The 20493-nt window shown below is 34.5% G+C and carries 15 protein-coding genes and 1 pseudogene; 14 read left to right on the top strand and 2 right to left on the bottom strand.

The features are described 5' to 3' along the window. Window positions 1-64: 64 nt before the first annotated feature. Window positions 65-841, top strand: a complete 777-nt coding sequence (locus J2X07_RS15530; RefSeq protein ID WP_310260672.1) for a hypothetical protein — start codon at window positions 65-67, stop codon at window positions 839-841. Between the two features lie 342 nt (window positions 842-1183). Here the strand turns inward: J2X07_RS15530 and J2X07_RS15525 are convergent, their stop codons facing one another. Together J2X07_RS15525 and J2X07_RS15520 are read right to left on the bottom strand one after the other, a co-directional pair. Beyond that, a complete protein-coding gene (locus tag J2X07_RS15525; protein WP_310260668.1) occupies window positions 1184-1696 on the bottom strand; it encodes a hypothetical protein in 513 nt (170 codons plus the stop codon). A gap of 147 nt (window positions 1697-1843) precedes the next feature. Next, a pseudogene (locus tag J2X07_RS15520) lies at window positions 1844-2289 on the bottom strand (JAB domain-containing protein). Between the two features lie 581 nt (window positions 2290-2870). On the opposite strand from J2X07_RS15520, the gene J2X07_RS15515 reads away from it, so the two are divergent. From J2X07_RS15515 to J2X07_RS15455, 13 genes are all read left to right on the top strand, one after another. After that, window positions 2871-3167: a hypothetical protein gene (locus J2X07_RS15515; RefSeq protein WP_310260666.1), complete on the top strand. Its 297-nt coding sequence runs from the start codon at window positions 2871-2873 to the stop codon at window positions 3165-3167. Between the two features lie 19 nt (window positions 3168-3186). Further along, entirely contained in the window at window positions 3187-4590 is a 1404-nt protein-coding gene (locus tag J2X07_RS15510; RefSeq protein WP_310260664.1) for an Eco57I restriction-modification methylase domain-containing protein, read from the top strand. Then, a complete protein-coding gene (locus J2X07_RS15505; protein WP_310260661.1) occupies window positions 4587-5939 on the top strand; it encodes a restriction endonuclease subunit S in 1353 nt (450 codons plus the stop codon). Before J2X07_RS15510 ends, J2X07_RS15505 begins: the two co-directional genes overlap by 4 nt. A 308-nt stretch (window positions 5940-6247) precedes the next feature. After that, window positions 6248-6607: a hypothetical protein gene (locus J2X07_RS15500; protein ID WP_310260660.1), complete on the top strand. Its 360-nt coding sequence runs from the start codon at window positions 6248-6250 to the stop codon at window positions 6605-6607. 13 nt (window positions 6608-6620) lie between these two features. After that, window positions 6621-8498, top strand: coding sequence for an HsdM family class I SAM-dependent methyltransferase (locus J2X07_RS15495; RefSeq protein ID WP_310260658.1), 1878 nt, complete (start codon window positions 6621-6623; stop codon window positions 8496-8498). Window positions 8499-8566: 68 nt separating this feature from the next. Continuing rightward, window positions 8567-10009 carry a restriction endonuclease subunit S gene (locus tag J2X07_RS15490; RefSeq protein ID WP_310260655.1) on the top strand — a complete coding sequence of 481 codons (1443 nt, stop codon included), beginning with the start codon at window positions 8567-8569 and terminating at the stop codon, window positions 10007-10009. Between the two features lie 27 nt (window positions 10010-10036). Further along, window positions 10037-11122: a hypothetical protein gene (locus J2X07_RS15485; RefSeq protein WP_310260652.1), complete on the top strand. Its 1086-nt coding sequence runs from the start codon at window positions 10037-10039 to the stop codon at window positions 11120-11122. Beyond that, window positions 11119-12198 (top strand): hypothetical protein, encoded by a 1080-nt coding sequence (locus J2X07_RS15480; RefSeq protein WP_310260649.1) that lies wholly within the window; start codon window positions 11119-11121, stop codon window positions 12196-12198. Before J2X07_RS15485 ends, J2X07_RS15480 begins: the two co-directional genes overlap by 4 nt. Before the next feature lie 14 nt (window positions 12199-12212). Continuing rightward, the gene (locus tag J2X07_RS15475; protein ID WP_310260646.1) at window positions 12213-16262 is read left to right on the top strand and encodes a hypothetical protein; all 4050 of its coding nucleotides are present in this window, start codon (window positions 12213-12215) and stop codon (window positions 16260-16262) included. After that, window positions 16262-17065 (top strand): hypothetical protein, encoded by an 804-nt coding sequence (locus J2X07_RS15470; RefSeq protein ID WP_310260644.1) that lies wholly within the window; start codon window positions 16262-16264, stop codon window positions 17063-17065. The genes J2X07_RS15475 and J2X07_RS15470 overlap by 1 nt, the downstream gene beginning before the upstream one ends. Next, window positions 17049-18209, top strand: coding sequence for a hypothetical protein (locus J2X07_RS15465; protein WP_310260642.1), 1161 nt, complete (start codon window positions 17049-17051; stop codon window positions 18207-18209). Before J2X07_RS15470 ends, J2X07_RS15465 begins: the two co-directional genes overlap by 17 nt. After that, the gene (locus J2X07_RS15460; protein ID WP_310260638.1) at window positions 18206-19894 is read left to right on the top strand and encodes a helicase HerA domain-containing protein; all 1689 of its coding nucleotides are present in this window, start codon (window positions 18206-18208) and stop codon (window positions 19892-19894) included. Before J2X07_RS15465 ends, J2X07_RS15460 begins: the two co-directional genes overlap by 4 nt. Then, window positions 19887-20492: a hypothetical protein gene (locus J2X07_RS15455; protein ID WP_310260636.1), complete on the top strand. Its 606-nt coding sequence runs from the start codon at window positions 19887-19889 to the stop codon at window positions 20490-20492. The genes J2X07_RS15460 and J2X07_RS15455 overlap by 8 nt, the downstream gene beginning before the upstream one ends. Window position 20493 lies beyond the last annotated feature (1 nt).

The following is a 20493-nucleotide window of genomic DNA, read 5'->3' as shown; positions in this document are numbered from 1 at the left end:
TAGAAGATTTTTTTGGAAAACGTTATAGTATATAAGCTATAGTTTTTATTAATAGGGGGAAGAAATGAAGAGGTATATAACATTGATAACAATGGTTATCATGCTTTCAGGTTGTGGGGTAGAAGATTCTCAGATAAATAAAATGTTGAACATAATGGCAGAAGATACAGAGCTTACAGAACACCTCTCAAGCTTAAAATTTAGTTTGTTTGAAGAGAACGGTTATGAAGATGACATAAAAGGTAAGTTATCGAGTTCATTTGACAGCCTTTCACCTAAGGAACAGAATAAATTCTTTAATCGCATTAACGAAATTGCAGCTAAAAACAATGGAGATCCAGATGATGGTTCATTCTTCTGTGGGAAAAACTATGAATGTACCATTAATAACATTGTTTTAAAAACTAAGAAACACACATATTCGCAAAGGTACTCCGAAGGCAATGATATGGTTGCTGCACTTTACAAAGACGATCAACTTATTTACGATCCCAACGAGGAAGACAAACAACCTGTAACAGAGACGGCACCAATTGAAGAAGTTGATGAAACAGCAGATGAAGATGTGATAGAGGAACCTATAGAAGAAACACAAGAAGTTACAACAATAGACCTTCATTCAGCAGACGGAAACGATTGGATCACTCTGACATCCGCTGAAAAAATCAATCTAATAAATGAAGCACTGACTAATATCAAGAGCCACGGGACAGTCGTTACGGCAGAACCACAATGGTTTGTGGAAGCCCTTGATGCCTTTTATGGAGATGAAATGACAAACTCCACCCACGTAACAGAAGCAATCGCCATGAGTGGTGTAGCTGGTGGAGTAATTGAATGAGAAAATAATTACATATCGCACTTATTGCCTAATGTGGTAATTGGATTCCAATACAATAATTACACAAAAAAGTTAATACATCCATTCAATAATAAAGTTGAATGGATGTATTTTTAGTTTAGAAACAATCCATTTATACCTTCAATTCATTCTGCTCTTTTCGGTACCTTCTTTTCAATGTTATCCAGTTGCTGATTTACTTTAGAAAAACCGAATTCCATTGTTTCATGCAATTCTTTAAGTTCATTATTGAAGATTCCAATTCAAGATACAGTTTATAATACTCCATTTTACTCTTTTTTTTCTCAATGTCCGGCTCAATCCAACCATCACCTGCTTGTATTAGTAGTAGCATGCCAATTCACACAAACCTCTTTGACTCGCACGATTCTTTTCCTGTTCATAAAAAGCTTGTACCGAGGATAGATGCCAATATTTTTTGCCACTGCCTAACAATAGATTGGCTTCAGGCACTTTTCCTCGTTCATAATACAAGTTCAGTTTTTGCCGGTCATATGGAACTCCCTGATCAGTCAAGTACCGAGCAAACTCCGTTTGATTTAAATACTCCGAACCATCTTTGATGAGACTATAGGAAGGCTTTTGAATGAGATACGTCTCTTCCCAAAAATAAAGGGTAATGAGTTCTAATGCGAGTTCCAGCCAGTCATCATCTAAATACGGATACAAATGAGCAAGATCAAAATGTTCCTGTTTTGGATTTTCAAAAAACGTCCCCAGCTGCAGAAACGTTCGTTTAACAGGATTAACTTCCTTGTTCCCTTTCACTTTTCCTAGCAAGCATTCCTCAATATCCGGAAAGACCTCCAGTATTTTTTTGGATGTATGTTTCATTTTATCCCCTACTGTATACTTTGTATACAGTATACATCAATCTTTGCAAATTAATAGAATGTAAGTACCGGTAGACAAATATAACTTTCTAGTTCTATTTAATATAGAAGAAACGAGCAAAAAAAGGGAGGATTTCCTCCCTCGCTCTTACAGTCTAGCATTCTCTTTCAAGCTGTAGTATTTCGCTTTCGTGTTGATTATGAGATGATCTAGTACCTCAACCCCTAGGATTTTTCCGCATTCTACAAGCCTTGATGTCACCTCGATACCTTCTCGAGATGGTGTGACATCTTGACTTGGATGCTGATGGCTCACGATGATGGATGCACTGTTGTTTAGAATTGCGGTCTTAAACACCTCTCGTGGCATAACGATGCTGGCGTTTAATCCTCCCACATGGCAACGATGCACTGCAACCACTTGATTCTTCGTGTTTTAAGACACATCACAAAGAACACCTCACTGTCATCATCTCCAATAAATTGAGCTGCAACATCCGCAGCATCTTGCGGCGAACGGATAACGAACTTTTCGCTTGACTCCACTTCCTTGATCACTTGTTTGATCCTCACAACTTCATAGATTGTTTTCATTTAACTCTCTCCCTTCCGTGTTTGAGGAAGCCTGAACAATTCGCGCAAACAGGGGGAAGGGCTCGCTTACGAATAAGCGAACTTGCCAGAGAGGGGTAGGGAAAGGTCATGATTTACGGACTTTTCCGTTAGAAAACGAGTGAAGCCCAATGACTTAGCCAGCGTTAGCTTGTGTACTTTGCAAGGTTACGGTGGTTTAGCCGACTTGGCATTGCCGATTTCCTTCCCTGAACGCCCTTCCGGCTGTCATAAGCGAAGTTGTTACAATGAAGAGAACGAAGGAAGGAAAAGAACCGCACCCTAGGCGGCGAAAAGCAGACCGAAAGGAATGCAGCCGCCTAACGACAAGGATTCGATGCCCCGCAAAACCGCATCTATTATGTATTGGGCTGGCTTGGTTCTTATAATGTTTTTGCTGTTTTTATCTAACGATTATTTATATTTTATCATTGGAGCGTAAATTATTTTTATTTTTTTAAAAAAACGCGTTTACAAACCCAAAAATTGGTGGTATATTACTATTATAAACAAAAACGCATCAATGGTAAAAAAAAAATAGTTAGATCAGGGAGGCGTAACTGATGGATAAGTATTGGAAAGTGGTTTGCTATTACGGCCATGTAGGAAGCAGAAATGAAGTAAGTGTACCGAGATTTTTAAAAACCCCTTCTTACTTCAATTCAATGGATGTCATTGACCTTGTAAGTACCATGCCTGGAGTAAAAAAAGGAAAGGGACCTCTTTCTGCGGTCCGTGCAATCGAACCAATCTCCGAAGCTGCTTATCTATCAGGAAAAGAAACAGAGCATGAAAATTTATATTTAAAGAAACTCATGACATTTAATTTATACAAAACAAAAACAAAAGAAACAGCTTAAGAAGAAAGGGTGCTTCCAATTGACGATTCAATTAAATGGAAAAAGTATGGAAATGGAGATAGTTAAATTTTTAAAAGAAAGGGGATTGCCGGTTGTTAAACAAGGGGTTCGTATGAATAATAAAACTGTTGATCTAGTGGGCTACACTGTTACCCCAGACAACGAACTTGTTCCTCAAGTTGTAGTAGAAATCAAACTACAACCTACTATGTCAGCTCAAAAACAATTAATGAGCTATGCAGAAATTTTTCAAACGCCGTATGCCCTTCTGATTACACAGGATAGAACAATCTGGTTTGAAACAGATACTTTTCTACCTATAGAAAATCCAACTTTCAAAACAGAAAAATTATTTGTTGAAGACCTACAAGAAATTGAAAATACTTTTCATGTTTTATTAAATGACTTTCGTGGAGATATGCCCTCCAGAAACGGATGGCTTCTCATCCTTCAAGGATTACTGGCACGATCATATTTACTAGAAAATAAGTCACTTGAACAATGGGGTGAAATTAATCAAAACAATTTTTTTGAATTATTGGAAGCCGTCTATCAACATTATGGAATTGATCAGCATGTTGAAAGGCAATTAGTTAATGAAAGAAACTTTCAACACTTTATTTGGAAATTGGGTGAAATTCCAGCAACTCATACATTGTATGGTCAATTAATGATCAATCTTATAGAACGGAATAACTTTTACGGAGAATATCTGACTTCCCCCACTGTGCGAGAATTATTTGCTAGCATCATTAATTCTTTAAATTTAGACAGTTTATCCATTCTAGACATGGGAGTAGGCTATGGAAGCATCGCTCATTCTTTGATAAATAGTAATCCTAATATTGAGAAGTTAACCGCAATTGAACTTAATAAGTCTACAGCTAATTACTTTAAAATGTTAAGCATTATTAGTGGGCACAAGAATACTCATGCAATCTCTGGTGATGCTCTTGAATCGAATAACAGTTTAAACACTTTATATGATGTAGTAGTAGTTGATCCGCCTTTTGGAAAAGTTCAAAAAATGAAAGATGAATACTTTAGATACTCCGTGACGAATGCAGGAAAGAGAAAATTTCTTGAGACTTCTGAATTATTTTTAGAAAGAGCTACGGAATTGGTCTTACCTGGCGGGTATGTAGTTGCATTAGTAACAGAATCATTTTTATTTAGTGAAACAGCTCAAATAACACGTTCTTTGCTGAAGGAACGAATGATAGTGGAAGCGATAATTAGTCTTCCCCCTCATACCTTAAAGCCATATACAGGTGTAAAAGTCAGTCTATTAGTTTTAAGAAGGAAAACTCATAACCAGGAAATAGCTGATAATCTCTTTCTTGCCAATTGCGAGAGTGTAGAACAATTTCCTGAAGCAGTAGAGGGTTACAAGACTTGGAAAAATGGAGGTACACTTGAATGACTATGATGAAGGTTGTGCCATACGAAATTTTAGAGAATAAGGTTTGGTCTATTAATTCATTACTAACTCCCGTAGATAATAATACTGAAGGTACCCCTTTAACTGAGTGGGTGAATATTAATCCCGAAAAACTCAATCGTAAGAATATTATTTCGAATCAATTATACTCATATATCGACTTGAGTGCAGTTTCAGCAGAAAAAGGCGTTATTGTTAATAGTAAACAAATACTTGGTGAAGACCTTCCCACACGAGCATCACTTTTAGTAAAAGAAGGAGACATCATTCTTTCTACAGTACGGCCAGAACGGAACTTGGTTGCAATTATTGAGAAGGAATATTCGGATAGCATAGTCAACAATTCGTTTGTAGTTTTACGACCTAAACAAGGAACTAATATTTCATCACTATTGTATTTCATTTTACGAAGCACTGAAGTTCGTAGAAACCTCATTTCATTAGCTAGAGGTACAGCAGTTCCGACGATTAAGATAAGTGATTTATCATTAATTCATTTACCGTTTCTTGAATTAGATTTCAATAAGGTAGATAGAGCTCGAGATTTATATGATTTATGGTTTGAAATGCAGACTCAAATAAAGCCATTAGAGGCAATTATTGAAGATATTTTTGTTGAAAGGGGCATACGCTCCGATTTGTATGATTCTTATAGTGAAAACAGGAACTCTCTATATAAGGTATTACCTTATGGAAAATTAGAAGATCGTATGGATGTATGTTTTTTGATGACTCCTCCTATTGAAAAACAATGGTCGGTTCAAACATTATCACTTGATAGTCTTGCAAATTTTCGGTCAGGAGCCGCCATTCCTGCAAAAGAATATCAAGAGAACGGAGTACCTTATGTACGAATCAAAAATTTGAATGAAAGCTCAATTTTATTAGACGATATGATATATGTAAAAGAAGATTTTTCTATGAATAATCCAAAAGCTGTTTTAAACAAAGGAAACATTATAATATCAAGAGTTGGTACAATAGGAAAGGCAGCTTTAGTCGATCAAAGATTAGAAGGGAGTATCGCCAATCAGCACATTACAATCGTTGAGAGTAATTCTGAACATATAATACCCGAGTATTTAAATTTTTACTTGCAAACTCCCTGGGCTGTAGATCAACTAATGCAAAAAGCTTCGGGAGCAGCTCAGCAGTTTATAAAACTAAGAGATATAAAGGATCTTCAAGTACCGGTTCCAACCTTACAAGAGCAGCAAACAATAGTAAACTTAATTAAAAAAGCTATTAAAATAAATTCTGATGATCAACTGGAAAAGGATATACAAACATTCACCAATGAACTCGTGATAACTGAAAACACTCCTAACTAATAGATTAAGAGGATGCATACCTTGAAACAAAATGAAGTGAACCCAATGTCTGTACGAAATACGTTACACTCGTCATTATAAAAACGGGATGTATGACAAATTCTCAAATGAAATCCTCCTAAAAATAGGTGCATTATAAGGGGTAGACTTTTTCTAGACTATGAGCCTAATATCTGGATTACTATATCAAAGCTAATAATCATGGAACAATTAGGTGAATATTTCCTGCCAACCCTTAATCTTAGCAAAATTATTATTAGTAAAATAAGTATTAATTAATGACCATGTGTTAATGGAGGTTTGAAATAATGATTTTTCATGAATACTTAAACACGCCAAAAACAAAAGAACAATTAGTGAATATTGCACGAGAACATGGTCTGAACTGGAATGAGGATCAAGTCGAATTGTTTTGCTATCTTGACCCTAATATTTTTCAAAGAGAAACGGGTCAATGGAGTGTTAAAGTCGATGAGCGTCGTCAGATCATTTTAGATGCTATTGAAAAAGCATTAGAAAAGCGGCCGCTTACCAAGATCGATCCAAATATTATTGAACATTTACCAAGTGATATGATTGTGCCTCATAATGAGGCAATTGAAGTGGCTGTTAGTACGGGACGATATGAATCGCCAAGAGAAAATATTATCCGCGTAAAACGAAAATAAGGAGGAAAAAATAATGCAAACATTAATTGAAGAGTTAAAAGAACAACTTATGATAAAGGGATATAGTACATTTTCTGAACCAGAAATACATGAAGAAGATGGCACAACGATTTTCTTAGCTACTGGGGATGAAAAAATTGTTTATCTAAAGGTATTTGACAAAGGAGCAGATTTATCTTTTGAAGTACAAGATGCTGCTTTAATAGAGGCGCAGTATCATGAAGAGGCTCCGGATTTCATTTGGGCATCGAATGGTGAAGTGAATTATTATGCCGACTGCATTGAGTCAGATCCACTTGCAGAAATACCGGCTGTTATTGATGTAACGAAAAAAGAAAAACGACAAATTTCTAAACAAGAAGAATGGTCAAGAAAGATGTACTCTACTCTTCAAAAGCGATTTGATGATTTGCATGAACGCTTATATGGACCGGGTGGGGCTGATAATATCAGCAGTACGAACGAAGCTATCGATGAATTAAGTAAATTGCTTTTCATGGAGACTTTCCGTTTATATCATCCAGACTATGTTTTAAGAGAAGGGAAAAATACAGGATACCGAATTTTTGATATTTTAAAGCATCAATACATAAAAGAGAATGGAAAAGAAGCTGTTAGACAAATCCGAGATGCTTTTAAAGAAATAAAAAATCATGAGGATTATGTTGCGGTTAATGATCTTGGTGAAGAATGTTTTATCTTTAGTGAAGATGAATATATTCGATTGGAAAATCCAGCTAACTTTATTGCAGCTTTTAATACATTTCAAGAACTAGATGATTTTGAAGATGAAAATGGAAGCCGAGTAAAAGCGACATTGAAGAATGTGAGTGCGGATATATTAGGTCGTTTATTCGATGTACTAATGCGTGGTAAATATGACAATAAAATTGGTCAAGCTACATACCTAACACCAAGACAAGTAACTGAAACAATGATTGAAATGGTTATGCATGATTTGACATCTACCCCAAAAGAAGCTTCAAAATTAATCACAGCCGATGAAAAAGGATTACCAACATTTAGAATGGGCGACATAACTTGTGGTTCTGGTGGATTTTTAATTAAGGGCTATGAAGGTATTAAAAAGTATATGCTTTCCCAATTCACAGGAACGATGAAAGAAAAAATGGAAAAGCATTTTGAACTTATGAAGGAACATAGTTTTGTTGGAGCAGATAAGACGCGAAACATGGTATTAAAAGCTCGCTTAAATATGGCGATGCATGGATTACCAAAAGCACCAATATTCTGGGTGACAGATTCTTTAATGACTGAATCATTACAGCCAGAGAGTTTTGATTTAATAGTAACAAATCCTCCGTTTGGTTCTGGATCAGTTACAAATAAAACAGATGAGGGTAATGCGATTCTAGAATTATATAGCACAGGTATTGATGAAACAGGTAAAGCCAAAAAGAAAGGGCTTTGCTTAGGTTCAAAACCAAATGCAAATGGCCTATGGAAGCAAGTAAACTCTACAGATCAAGCAGTTTTATTCATTGACCGTAATCTACAACTATTGAAGCCGGGAGGTCAGTTGATAATCATTCTCCCTGATGGGATTTTAAGTAATTCGAGTTTTAAGTATGTTCGTGAATACCTTATGGGTAAGAAAAATGATATAACAGGCGAATTCGAAGGTGGAAAAGCAATTGTTAAAGCAGTCGTTTCACTTCCTACTGTGACATTTCAACTTTCAGGAACCGGTGCAAAGACATCTTTTATATATTTAAAAAAGAAAGGACACGAAAACGAAAAGCAAGGTGCTGTTTTTATGGGAGTTGCAGATGAAATAGGTTTTGATGTTAAAAATAAAATTGAAGTGCAATTAGGAAATGACCGAAATGACTTATTAAAAATAGTGGATGCCTATAAAAAAGGTATATAACTTTTCTATTAGAACTAGTTTGTTTTGTTTTAAAATCAAGATTTATTGAATTGAAATGGGGTTTTGTAATGGGGTTTAATATAGTTTCTAAAAAACCGTCTATTGTTTGGGCGAAGGGAGATACGATAGATGTAGACCGGCTCGATAGTAAATTTTACGATGTGAAATTTATTGATTCCCACAACGTACTACTCAATAGTAAATCAAGTAAAAGTAAATTAAGTGAAATAATAAATACTATGAATGCCCCTATTGGTTGGCAAGGTATTCCTTCAAATGCTTATAGAGATAAAGGAAGCGGTATTCCTTTAATTAGAGTTCAAAATATACAAGACAATAAGATTAATTGGGAAACAGTTATTGATGTAGATCCATCAATATACAATTCTCAACCTGCAATTCAAGCAGAAGAAGGAAATATTATTATAACGAGGGTAGGTCATACCATAGGTAAACTTTGTAAGGTACCACAAGGGATACCGAAAGTTGCTATGGGACAAAACTTAACCAGAATATCATTTGACGAAAGCAAAGTAGACGTTGACTATATTTATGCTTTCTTAAACACTAGTTACTGTAGGAAGCAAATGGATCGATTTTCTTATGGTGGAGCGCAACCTTCATTGACTAACAAAAATATAAGAGATTTATTGATAGTTATTCCCTCCTTTAAGACTCAAACATATATTGGCGATAAAGTTCGGAAAGCGGAACAGATGCGTGAAGAGGCTTTGCAATTAAGAAAAGAAGCAGAACAGATAATTAAAACTATATTAAATTTGGAAGAGCTTACATTAAAAATCAATCAGTTAGAAAAAAGATCATTCTGGATTAACTCAGAGGACTTGTTTCTAAATCGTTTGGATAGTCAGTATTATGGGGTTATATTTCAATTGATTGAAAATCATATGAAAAAAATTTCCTCTGAATATATATCGATTGGAAAATTAATAAACTATACATTTACTGGAAACAGACTGAACGAGTCAGAAATAGGGAAAAAAATTTACTTTATTCAAAGTGGAAATATTTCAGAAAATTTCTTGGAGTTAAATGGTGAACAAATAAAAACAGTTATAGAAACGCCTTTGAATAAAGTTGACTTTTCCGATATTTTATTCGCAAAAGATGGAGAGACAATTGGTAAATTGGCACCATGTTATACAAAAGAGGATATATATATAAATGAACATACAATTTGTGTCAAATTAAAAGAAGCCTATAAGCACTATTCTTCATTCATATATTACTTCTTAATTAGTGAAGTGGGTAAAGTACTAATAAAAAGAGAGGCAACTGGGACAGCTCAAAAAGGGATAAGTAAAAATTTCTTAGACAATATTAAAATCCCATTAGTGAAAGAAAGTATCGTAAAGGAATTATATGAAATAACTGTAGATCTTACAGAAAAACTATATACATCAAATAGATTAATTTTAGAGGCAACTTCTGATGTAGAATCTCTTATAGAGGGTTCGTTCGAGGAATCTAAAATCATTGAAGCAGAATAAAATTTTTATACTTTGGGAGTGTATTTATTGGATGTTAAGAAAACTTATCAAATATTAGAAGGACTCCTTGATTATGGAGAAATGCCATGTATTGCTTCACTTTCTTTTTTAGAGAAAATGAATTTACTTGAACTACAACAAGATAGATACTTGATTACTAACAATTGGATTACATATGGTAATCAATTTCAATCTAAAAAGGATCACTTATTTTCTATCTTGTGTTTTATGAATGATTATCAAAAATATTTAGTGGAGGTCACACTTTTAACAGCATTAAAAATGAGTGAAGCAGATGATTTAGGTGGAATGGAAGTATTTGTAAGTAGCTTACCAAAATTTTCCGGATACGCTATTTCCGTACTAGCAGAAATCAAAGAAGTAAACGGTTTTTCAATTTCAAGATTGGAGAAACGTATTAACCAACAAGAAAGCCAATACCAAAGTTTTAATCGCCTTATTTTTGATGGTTCGCCGCATTATCTACGTATAATGTTTTATTTAAAGCATGTTCAAGCATATAAGCAGGAAAAAGTGATAGAAGATATAGACCTCGGCAAGAAAATAGATGACCAGTGGCAAAAAGGCAGAAAAATCTCAACTAATTTGATTCTTAGCACATTAAAAGTACGGCCATTATATACACTAGTTCCTTCTATACTGGAACGTAAAATTGAACATCCACAGTTTCAGCATATTTTTACATATCCTTGGAAGTTATTTGTTTTCCTTTGTTGTATTGTACGAGAGAATTTCGAAGCACAAGGAGTTCAGGCTATACGCTTTCAAGTAGTAGGGAATGGTGTTGATGTATTATTAACTGCAAGTAATCATCAAGAGTTTCGATATGGGAACTTCGATGAATTTGCTATTGAATTCTGCAAGGTAAATCAATATCTACTGTTTCCTAATGAATTGCGTAACTTACACACTGTTTTCCACAACCTTGTTGAACGTAAATTAATTACGATTGTAGACGATGAATATCGTTTGCCAACAACAATAGAAGATGTCATTTATCATACTCGCTTATATATCCCTCTTATTGCGGAAAGTAAACAGCTACGGGGGAGATTGGAGCAATGGATTGATGAATTGAGGGAAAAAAGATGAAACATATTCGCCTTTCAATTGAACGCTTTTGGATTGAACCGGGCAACTTTGAGTTATGGTGTGAGCAATTATCACGCATACCACAGCAAACTGAAGCAAAATCAATGAAAGAAATTGCCTCATTTTACTTAAATAAAGATGTAATTGAAAAAGATAAAAAGCTTGATCGTTCAAAAGAATTGTTTGGATTATTAGGATATGAGTACTTTAAGCGTACTTCTCAATTTGAAATTAAAGGTGTCTTCTTCCTTGAACGATTTGATGGTCATTTAAAACTGACTGAGGATGCAAAAAAAATAGTAAATTCCTATATAAATGATGATGGGTGGGAAGTGTTGTTAGCGAGGCAGTTATTACGTTTTTCACCAAGAGTTAGAGTAGTTATTTATATGCTTTTAAATGGTGGATATTTTAATACTAATGGTACACCTTTGGATTTTATTGGGCGATGGCAGTTGGATATGGAAGGTACATCATATCATCCTTTTGCAAGTAATCCACAAAAAAATGATATGAATCATTTATTAGAACAATTTAAAGTGGAAGCATTAGGTAATGAGTGGATGAAATTTCTTCTAGAGAAAGAAGTTGAGTTGGAAGAAGGTTGGTCTTTTATTGGCTCTGGAGGAAGAGAACCTGCTATTACAAACCTAACAGCATTTATGCGCGCTCCTATGCAGTTGTTTGAATATCTAGATTGGTTCATTAGAGATGAAGAAGGAAAAATAATATTAAATAAAGAAAAAGTCTCTAAAGATATATATGATTTAGGTTCGTTATTTACTATTACTCAAACAGACTCAGTAGATGAAGTACATACATTAAAAGAAACAATTCTTTTTCTCTCTGATGATCGTGGCTTTTTCCCACTTGAACCAGCTTTAGAACAAATTTTAATAAAACATTACCCTTCTTGGGATAAAGGGCTTTCTCGGTTTGTTGATTATTATATTACAAATGGTATAAATAAGGGAATTTTTACTGTAATTGCACATGAATCAGGCCAACCACGTCATGGTAGAGGTTATTTAGGAAAACGCGAGTATCAGTTAATAAAGCTTGATATTCACCGATAAGGAGTGTTCAATTCATGAAAAAATCAGTTTGGTTAAAAGATGGGGTTTCTACCTTTCCTGTGTTACAGCCAATGGTTGGACAACATGAGTTTTTTCAAGCATATCAGAATTTTTTAAATGATATCAAAGATGCACCGATGTCTCGTATTTTTACACTAATTGCTAAATGGGGTATTGGTAAATCAAGGATTGGTTATGAACTCATTAGCGAAGTACTTGGTATTGATAAAGGTTGGACGATTCGAAATAGTGATGGAGATTTAGAGGAAGTCAGGCTTTTAAAAGAAGATTTTGAAGATCGTATATTACCAATTTATATACGCTATGAACAAATGAATGAGGATTATCTGTATGGAGATAATTGGGTGGGCTATGGAGCATATATTGCTCTAGCAAAACTTGCAAATCAAAATGTAGAGACAACAATTCAGGGGAGTATTATAAAACATTTACAAAGTAATCTAATTCCACTTGGTTTTTCACCTCAAAGATTAGGTGAGGTTATTGAAAAAGGACAACATTCCCCAGAACAATTATTAGGAGAAGATATTCCTCTCTTAGATAAGCTTGTACAAGAGGGAATGAAGTATTTAAGTCAATTTTCAATTGATCACTTACATATTATCGTTGATGAAGTGGAATCCGAATATGAATTGTTTAGAGATGAAATACATGAAAACAATGAAGAGCGAAAAAAGAAACTAGATGGTGAAGCAATAAAAGTTATAACGTCTGCTATTAAGCATGAAGATAGCCGCTCTAGGCATCCTAATGTTTCATTTATATTACTATGCTCTCCAGCAATTGGTGATCAAATTAAGTCATTAGAAGCATTAGATCGTCGTGGAGATAAGCTAGAGATGACACAGAATTCGTACGCGGATATCTCTGATTATATTGAATCTTTGCAAAGGGAAGGAAAGATTCGTCAATATCCAGAAGGGTTAGTTGAAGCGTCTTATACAATTGCTGCAGGGAACTTTGGTTGGCTTAATGTCATTATGGCTCATTGTGATCAATATTTAGACAATCATCCTGAAGCAGAAGCGGGACAAATATTACTAGATCTTTCTCAATCAGTACCGCGTTTTAAAGATAGTTTAATTGATATTTCGCAACTTGATTATATTGATTCTAGTCCTGTACATCAACCGTTGCTGAAAAAGGCATTATTACGTCAATTACCGGTTCCTAAAAAGGAATATACTGAACAAGAGCAAAAAGTATTATTATCAGCGAAAAACCTTCAAGGAATTCCTTTATTTAAAGAATTTATTGCTATTCCACTTACAAAAAGTGATCTTGGATTTTATCTAGTAAATAATAAATATCGTCCAGATGTTGATCATTTTTTTGTCAATGAGTCAACAGGAGAGAAGTTTAGTTTAGATGTGTTAATACGTAGTTTGGAAACATTTTCTATTAATGCACCAGATAATTACTTTATCATCGGAAAAGAAAGGGAAACTTTCCTTGCACAAGTAAGAACACTCTATCCGAAAGACGAAGTCGTGGATGCGGCTGAGATTCTATATAGTTATTTTGAACAGAAAGCGGACCAAGTAATAAAAGAAACGTTTGTTGGGCCGAATTTTGCCTTTCTTGAGCGTTTAAATCGTAGGTATGCTGCACAAACAGGTATTGCAAATTACTTGTTAGTAGATGAAAAGGATCAAGAATTACAGCAGTTGTTAAAAGAACGTACAAAGGATTATGGAAAAGATATTGAAAGAACGGTTTTAGGGTTTATTCGAGCATTTGAACAAGAATATCCATCTACTGAAACAATTAAAATTAAAGGACAAGTGAGTGGATTTAGGAGTCATGTTGAACGAGATATTTACTTAGGAGTTCATCCAAAAAAGGTTGTAGATGTCATTTGGGCTAGTAGATTAGAAAAGTTAAATGACATAGCGGAAAGTAATCTTCTTGATATTGGTGTACATCCAATATTTATTTTATCGTCTACCGCTGATACAGAAATCGATATTAACAAGTTCAAGCGGGACTACCCGCTTGCCGGTAGATGTGTAATATTTTTTCAAGTGACAAATCTACAGAAGAATGTATTAGAAGTATTATCCGTAGACCGCGAAGCCATGGATATTCGACCAGTTGCTCATCAATTAGCGACGCCTTTTAAGGCAAAAATTAGAGCAATACGCGATGAAATTGCAAAAGTTTCAAGAGCATGGTTTGAGCAAATTGATCAGCAAGGCTATGTATTAAGACCTTTAATCTTTACAAAGGCAGAAGAAGATAACCTACCTTTATTAGCTGAAGGGTACACTAGGATGTTAATTCATAGTGCAACCTCTACAGAACTTGGTATTAAACAAGGGGTGAAATTCCCGCAGAGTGAAAAATATAATAGATTTTGCCAAGTCTTAAAAGCAACAGAAGTACGAGCAAAGCTAGATAAAGATGGATATGAGGGTGCTAAGTTATTTGTAAAAACCAATGAAGATGATTATGAGGTTCATGTCCCTTTAACTTTTGCTGGATTGTTAACCTATATAGGGAACACCAGACGTGTTTTTAAAGATATTCAAAATACATTCTTTTTTAGCTCTGTCGATACAATCAAACCAGTTAAAATTATTGAGCAGTGGATTTATTTTTTACAGAATTTGAAAGTCATTGAGGTCCAAGGTGGAACTCACGCTCAAAATGTTGTTAAAGCTACATTAGAATTTCAACGTGACAAAGTTCAGAAGTGGCGTGATGAAGAATACGACAAGTTAGTTGATGAATTTAAACAAACTATTGATAAAAACAGACTAGGAATACTTAAAGCTGATAAACACCGTGGTCGATTAGATGTAATTAATGAAGTATTAAAAGAGATTAATCTTTCTTCATTACAAGTTGATAACGTGAACCCGCTTGATACTTGGAAAGAGCAATTAAAACTATTACAAACATTCGATTCCGAATGCAAGTTTATTTATGATGAAGAACAATGGAACGCAATTCCGTTTAACGAACGAATTATTAGTACTTTAAATATATCTGACAATGATATGCCTATTTGGAAAAAGCTTCGACTGGTTCAATTATTCCATGATTACATTTCAACCTTACAAAGAAACATTCTAGCTAAATTAAAAGAGAAACTTGAATTCGTAAGAACAAAAAGTACTTATAAAGAGTATGTTTTACCCATTATCCAGTTTACCAATGCCTTAGAACGTTATCAAACAGAAATAGAATATGCCAAGGATTATATAAAATCTTCTAAACGAGACACAATGGTTGCTCAGACAGATAGCTTAGCACATCATTTATGGTTGGCTAATTACAAACAGGCAATAGAGAGACTAAACATAATGATTAGTGAAATAGGCTTGAAAAAAGAAGGACAAAATCAAGTTGAATGGAAAGGTGGCAGCGGGATATCTGGTCGTTACGACGAAATGTTTGAAAAGTTTAAACAAGTAGTAGATTACTTTGTTGAAAACCAGCCAATCGTTGAGAAATGGTTATCTTATTTTGAGTCAGCTCCTATTGATGTACAACAAAAAGTTCAATCCAATCAATTAGATACGAATTATCATGAAATTCAGATTTTCCTTGAAGCGGGGTTTGATGAACAAATAGATGCTTACCATCTTACACAAAAAGGTAACCCAATTCAACTAATTGAATATAGTGAGAGGTTATTAAAAGAACACAAAAATAACATTACATCTTTAATTTCAATGCTTAATCAAATAGAAAGTTCTATGAGGAAAATTCGTGATGGATACTATGATCAAGAATTGATTGATTCAGTTAATTTTATATACCGTATTCAGCATGAATTACCATATCAGCCAGAAATCGGTTCAGCAATCCAAGAGAATAGCTATGAACAAACAATAGCCGCTGTAAAAAAGAAAATGGAACAATTAGATGAAGACGGTAGACAATTCTTTAATGATAAGAATGCTGAATTTGTTCGATTTGAATTTTTTAAAGATGTTGTAAAAAGTAAAGCTGATATTGATTGGAATAGTTATCCGAGAGAAAAGGAAGAACTAGAAAACTTCGGCCTAATTAAAACAAAAGTGGTGTTGACCTAATGAACATCCAAATCATTCGGCAGTTTACAAAAAGAACGGAATATAAAATGTTAAAAAGCTGGATAAGTGTTGACGAACGAAACATTAATGAACTAATGTCTGGTATTTGCGTTATTCCGGCAATTATCATGTTTAAATTATCAGAAGTGGAGTTGCAATCATTAAATAAATGGTGGAGACAATGGGGGAACCAACTTATTGTTTCCCCTCCTTTTCATCAAATGGACATTGTTTCTTTGCTTCAATTAAATAGTGAGCTATCAGTACATGGAATTGAAGCCTATACATTTAACAGCCTTCCTGTTATTGAATCAATTAAAACTAATACTAAATCAAAGTGGGAACTTGATAACGGTAAGACTATCGCCATTGATCATTATGAACATTCGGGAAGTGGATGTGTCACATTAACAACAGTTCCACTACTAGATTATCGTTTAATGTCCAAGCAAGATATATGTAAAAAGTTGTTTTTAGAATTAATAATAGAAAATAAAAATGAAGAAACAACCAAAAATCAAGAATCATTTATACCTACGCCTGTTCATGAATACATACTGATGCTAGCTTCAGCAAACGTATTAGAACTAACAGTTGTCTCAAGGCAGTTGAGCAACTTCTTTAAGGTAAACATATCTCATAATAAAGCTTTGGAATTGCTTCAAAAGTTGATAGACCAAAGACTTTTAGAGGATTCTGGTTCAATAACAGATAAGGGAGAAAAATATATTAATCTTAAAGGATATATACCATTTGTTCGAGAGATAAAGAGATGGAGGCGTGACGATGGAGCATGGAGATAAGAAAAGAGATATATCCATCGCGAATAGTTTAGTTGCAAAGATACAATTGGGTTTACCAAGTACAGTCGCCAAACTGGGTTCTAAAATGCGTTTTATTGATCAAATAGCTCCAAAACTTCGTAATAGTGGTGTAATTCGAACAGTAACTAAGAAGGTCCCATTAACTCTGAATGTCACAGGTATTGCTACTGCAAGTAAAACAATTCCTGCTTTTGGTGGAATCCTTTATAGTGCAGGAGCGCTACGCCAAGATCTTTCGATTCAAGATGGAGTAGTATATCAAACCTTTCAAGATAGTTTGGTGGATATTGATGAAGCGGATGACGTTGATGTAACCAAAAAGTTAAAATTTATTCATATTAATCAGATGTATGATTTGTTAGAAGAGTTATTAAATGAAGTTAATAGACCTGAACTAGTAATTGTAGATACACCTTTAATACTAGAACGAAGCGATGAACCGTTGGAATCCTATGAGGAACTTCACTTTGACTATATCTCATGTAAAGAGAGAATTAAACATTTTTGGAAGGAACATAAACATGAGATTTACCCTTTTAACTCTAATGGGATCAAAATTGTTTCAGTTAGTTCTAAACGTTTTGGTTCGGTATTCTATGGATTAACCTCTGAACAAACTGATAAATATATGATTGATTCATTAGTCACACAAGAGATTTCAGAGCTTAGCATGTCTTTAGATAAGATAAAAAAAGTCGGTGTAAAAAAACTATTAAATGGAGTTTTAACAAGACGAACAAGAACAGCTGCCTATGAATTTGACCTCTTAACCTCAGATAATCGTTTAGAGCCTCAATTTGTAAGAGAGCTTGGAGTAATAAATTTTCATTTTCGTGCTGGTATGAGAACAATGCCTCTGTTAGTTGAAGCAATTGGGCATAAAGGAGACTGGCAAACTGAATCAATCGATCAGTTAACCTCTTATTTGATTTCATTATATACAATTGATCAATTAAAAGCATTACCGCTGCCACTTTGGTATGCAAGTTATGGATTAAAGGCTATTAAGACCGGGACAATTATTCAGTACTATAAGTCACAAGCTCAAGAAATGATTAAGAGTGAAAAGGTAGAAAGTGTTTGGACCGAGGAAGTTGATTTGTTTGGGGAGGATAACTTATGAGCCAAGATAAATATATTGGGAAGCTAATTGGAAACACAGGAAATCCAAACGATTTAAAAATGGTTCTACATGATAGCTTTGTTGCAAGACGTGGGGAATTTGTCAAGATTTCTCACCAAGAACGAGAGGATGAAGAAGTGACATATGTTCTTGGACGAATAACATCTATTTCTAGGAGTAACATTCTTTATAACAGTGAGATGGGAGATGGATTAAATTCCATTGAATTACTGCCAGGTACACAGATGACTGGGGAAACACTTTTTGGGACGATTGATCTTGTAGGATATAAAGAGACTAGGACTGGTCAAATTCGTATTCCAAGAAGACCGCTAGATCCTGGTAGTAAAGTTTTGGGAGTAGATTATGAATTTCTCGCTAAATTCTATCAATTTGATGAGAATAAAAGCATTGCAATTGGAAACCTAATTGGTTATGAACGCGGAGAAAATATAGTACCGGTTTATATGGACGTAAATAAATTAGTAACAGAACACTTAGCTGTATTAGCGATGACTGGATCAGGTAAGTCATATACAGTTGGACGCATTATTGAAAGACTAGTTGCTCAAATGAACGGTACAGTAGTAGTCTTTGACACGCATGGTGAATACGGGAAAGCATTTGAAAAAGGAACTGTTCATTTCAATAGTGATTTAGAACATATTGAGGATCCAAAAGAAAAGGAAAATATCCTATTTATTCAAAAAAGACTAAAGAAACTGCAAGAAGCTGGTGGTGGTATTAAAGTATATACCCCACAAATGGAAGAGTTTGATTACAAATATTCTGGTAAAAACAATCACCTTGCCTTACAGTTTGACCGTTTTGAAATGGACGATTTTGAAGAAATTTTACCGGGTCTTACGGAACCTCAACAACGAGTACTGGATGTTGCACTTCGTTACTGGAAATTCAAGTATCCACATCCACCAAGAGACATTAAAGATTTACGAGAGTTATTGTCTGGTGATTTAGAAGAACTTAAAAGTTGGGATGATCTTTCTGATGCTGAATCACGTGCTCTGAACGGTAGGAGTGCGGCTGTCGCTTCTATGAAATTAAAACGAGTTATTAACGAAGCTAAAAGCTTCTACACTAGAGCAATTGGAGAGCCGACTGATATATACAATTTAATTGGTGAAATGAATGAAAAAAATGGTCGGTTAATTATTGTGGATTTACAAGGGATATCGGATGATGCGAAACAAATTGTAACAGCTTTAGTGTCTAGCGAAATTATGCGTGCTGCTGCAGATAAACAAAGACCAATTCGTCCATGTTTCTTAGTTTATGAAGAAGGACATAACTATGCGCCAGCAGGTACTCCAACCATATCAAAGAAAATAATAAAGAAAATTGCAGCAGAGGGAAGAAAATTTGGTGTTGGTTTTGCGATTGTTTCTCAACGTCCATCAAAATTAGATGCTGATGTAACTTCACAGTGCAACACTATTATTACTATGCGTTTAAAAAATCCAGATGATCAACGTTTTATTACAAAAACTTCAGATATGCTTACAAAAGCTGATATAGACGAATTACCTGCACTATCTACAGGTGAAGCCTTACTTACTGGTCGTTCTATTCCAGCACCATTATTGGTAAAAGTAGGTACGAAAGCCCTTGTTCATGGTGGTCAATCCCCAGAGGTTGTTAAAGAATGGGGAATCTTTAATGGCTAAAGGCGAAATAAAAGAATGGATTATCCAAGAATTTAAAAACGGCAATATACGTGATAATTGGTTTCCGATGCTTTCTGTTTCAGGAGTGCCAGATTATTCAGAAACCGTTCATTCTATCGGATTAAACTATATCACTGAAATAGGGAGACAGTTAGATGGATATATAGCAGTATCTGAGTATCCTGTGTATTCTATTAATGGAAGATTTGGTCACAGTATAACCCGTGAAGTTCGACCTGATTCGATTTGGTATAACAAGGAAGACCTAAAGCCGGTATTAGTTTCTGAGTTTGAAAGGTTTGAAAATTCAAAAGCTAAAAATGATAAACTAAGAGAAAAAATCGAAAACCTATTGATTGCCTATCACCAACTTGGCGGTAATCTTCCTATTATTTTATTCGTATATTGGTCCCACAGTGGAATAGTGCCGAAAAATATAGAAAAATATATTTCTATATTTGATGAAGGTTTTCGTTTACCCAATGGCACCTATATTAATGGTATTAATTCATTTGAAAGTGATTATTTAGTGTTTCAAGCTGTTGCCAAAGGTAACAAGGAGAAAATAACGATTAATCAATGGATTCAGGTGAAGTAGT

Source organism: Fictibacillus barbaricus, from assembly GCF_031457135.1.
GTDB lineage: Bacteria > Bacillota > Bacilli > Bacillales > Fictibacillaceae > Fictibacillus > Fictibacillus barbaricus_A.
Note: the sequence above shows the minus strand (reverse complement) of the source record. Positions and strands in the feature narration are given on the sequence as shown.

Excerpts from the sequence above, each read along its gene's own strand:
- J2X07_RS15530 (WP_310260672.1), top strand. The coding sequence starts at position 65 with ATGAAGAGGTATATAACATTGATAACAATGGTTATCATGCTTTCAGGT.
- J2X07_RS15525 (WP_310260668.1), bottom strand. The coding sequence starts at position 1,696 with ATGAAACATACATCCAAAAAAATACTGGAGGTCTTTCCGGATATTGAG.
- J2X07_RS15515 (WP_310260666.1), top strand. The coding sequence starts at position 2,871 with ATGGATAAGTATTGGAAAGTGGTTTGCTATTACGGCCATGTAGGAAGC.
- J2X07_RS15505 (WP_310260661.1), top strand. The coding sequence starts at position 4,587 with ATGACTATGATGAAGGTTGTGCCATACGAAATTTTAGAGAATAAGGTT.
- J2X07_RS15500 (WP_310260660.1), top strand. The coding sequence starts at position 6,248 with ATGATTTTTCATGAATACTTAAACACGCCAAAAACAAAAGAACAATTA.
- J2X07_RS15495 (WP_310260658.1), top strand. The coding sequence starts at position 6,621 with ATGCAAACATTAATTGAAGAGTTAAAAGAACAACTTATGATAAAGGGA.
- J2X07_RS15490 (WP_310260655.1), top strand. The coding sequence starts at position 8,567 with ATGGGGTTTAATATAGTTTCTAAAAAACCGTCTATTGTTTGGGCGAAG.
- J2X07_RS15480 (WP_310260649.1), top strand. The coding sequence starts at position 11,119 with ATGAAACATATTCGCCTTTCAATTGAACGCTTTTGGATTGAACCGGGC.
- J2X07_RS15475 (WP_310260646.1), top strand. The coding sequence starts at position 12,213 with ATGAAAAAATCAGTTTGGTTAAAAGATGGGGTTTCTACCTTTCCTGTG.
- J2X07_RS15470 (WP_310260644.1), top strand. The coding sequence starts at position 16,262 with ATGAACATCCAAATCATTCGGCAGTTTACAAAAAGAACGGAATATAAA.
- J2X07_RS15465 (WP_310260642.1), top strand. The coding sequence starts at position 17,049 with ATGGAGCATGGAGATAAGAAAAGAGATATATCCATCGCGAATAGTTTA.
- J2X07_RS15460 (WP_310260638.1), top strand. The coding sequence starts at position 18,206 with ATGAGCCAAGATAAATATATTGGGAAGCTAATTGGAAACACAGGAAAT.
- J2X07_RS15455 (WP_310260636.1), top strand. The coding sequence starts at position 19,887 with ATGGCTAAAGGCGAAATAAAAGAATGGATTATCCAAGAATTTAAAAAC.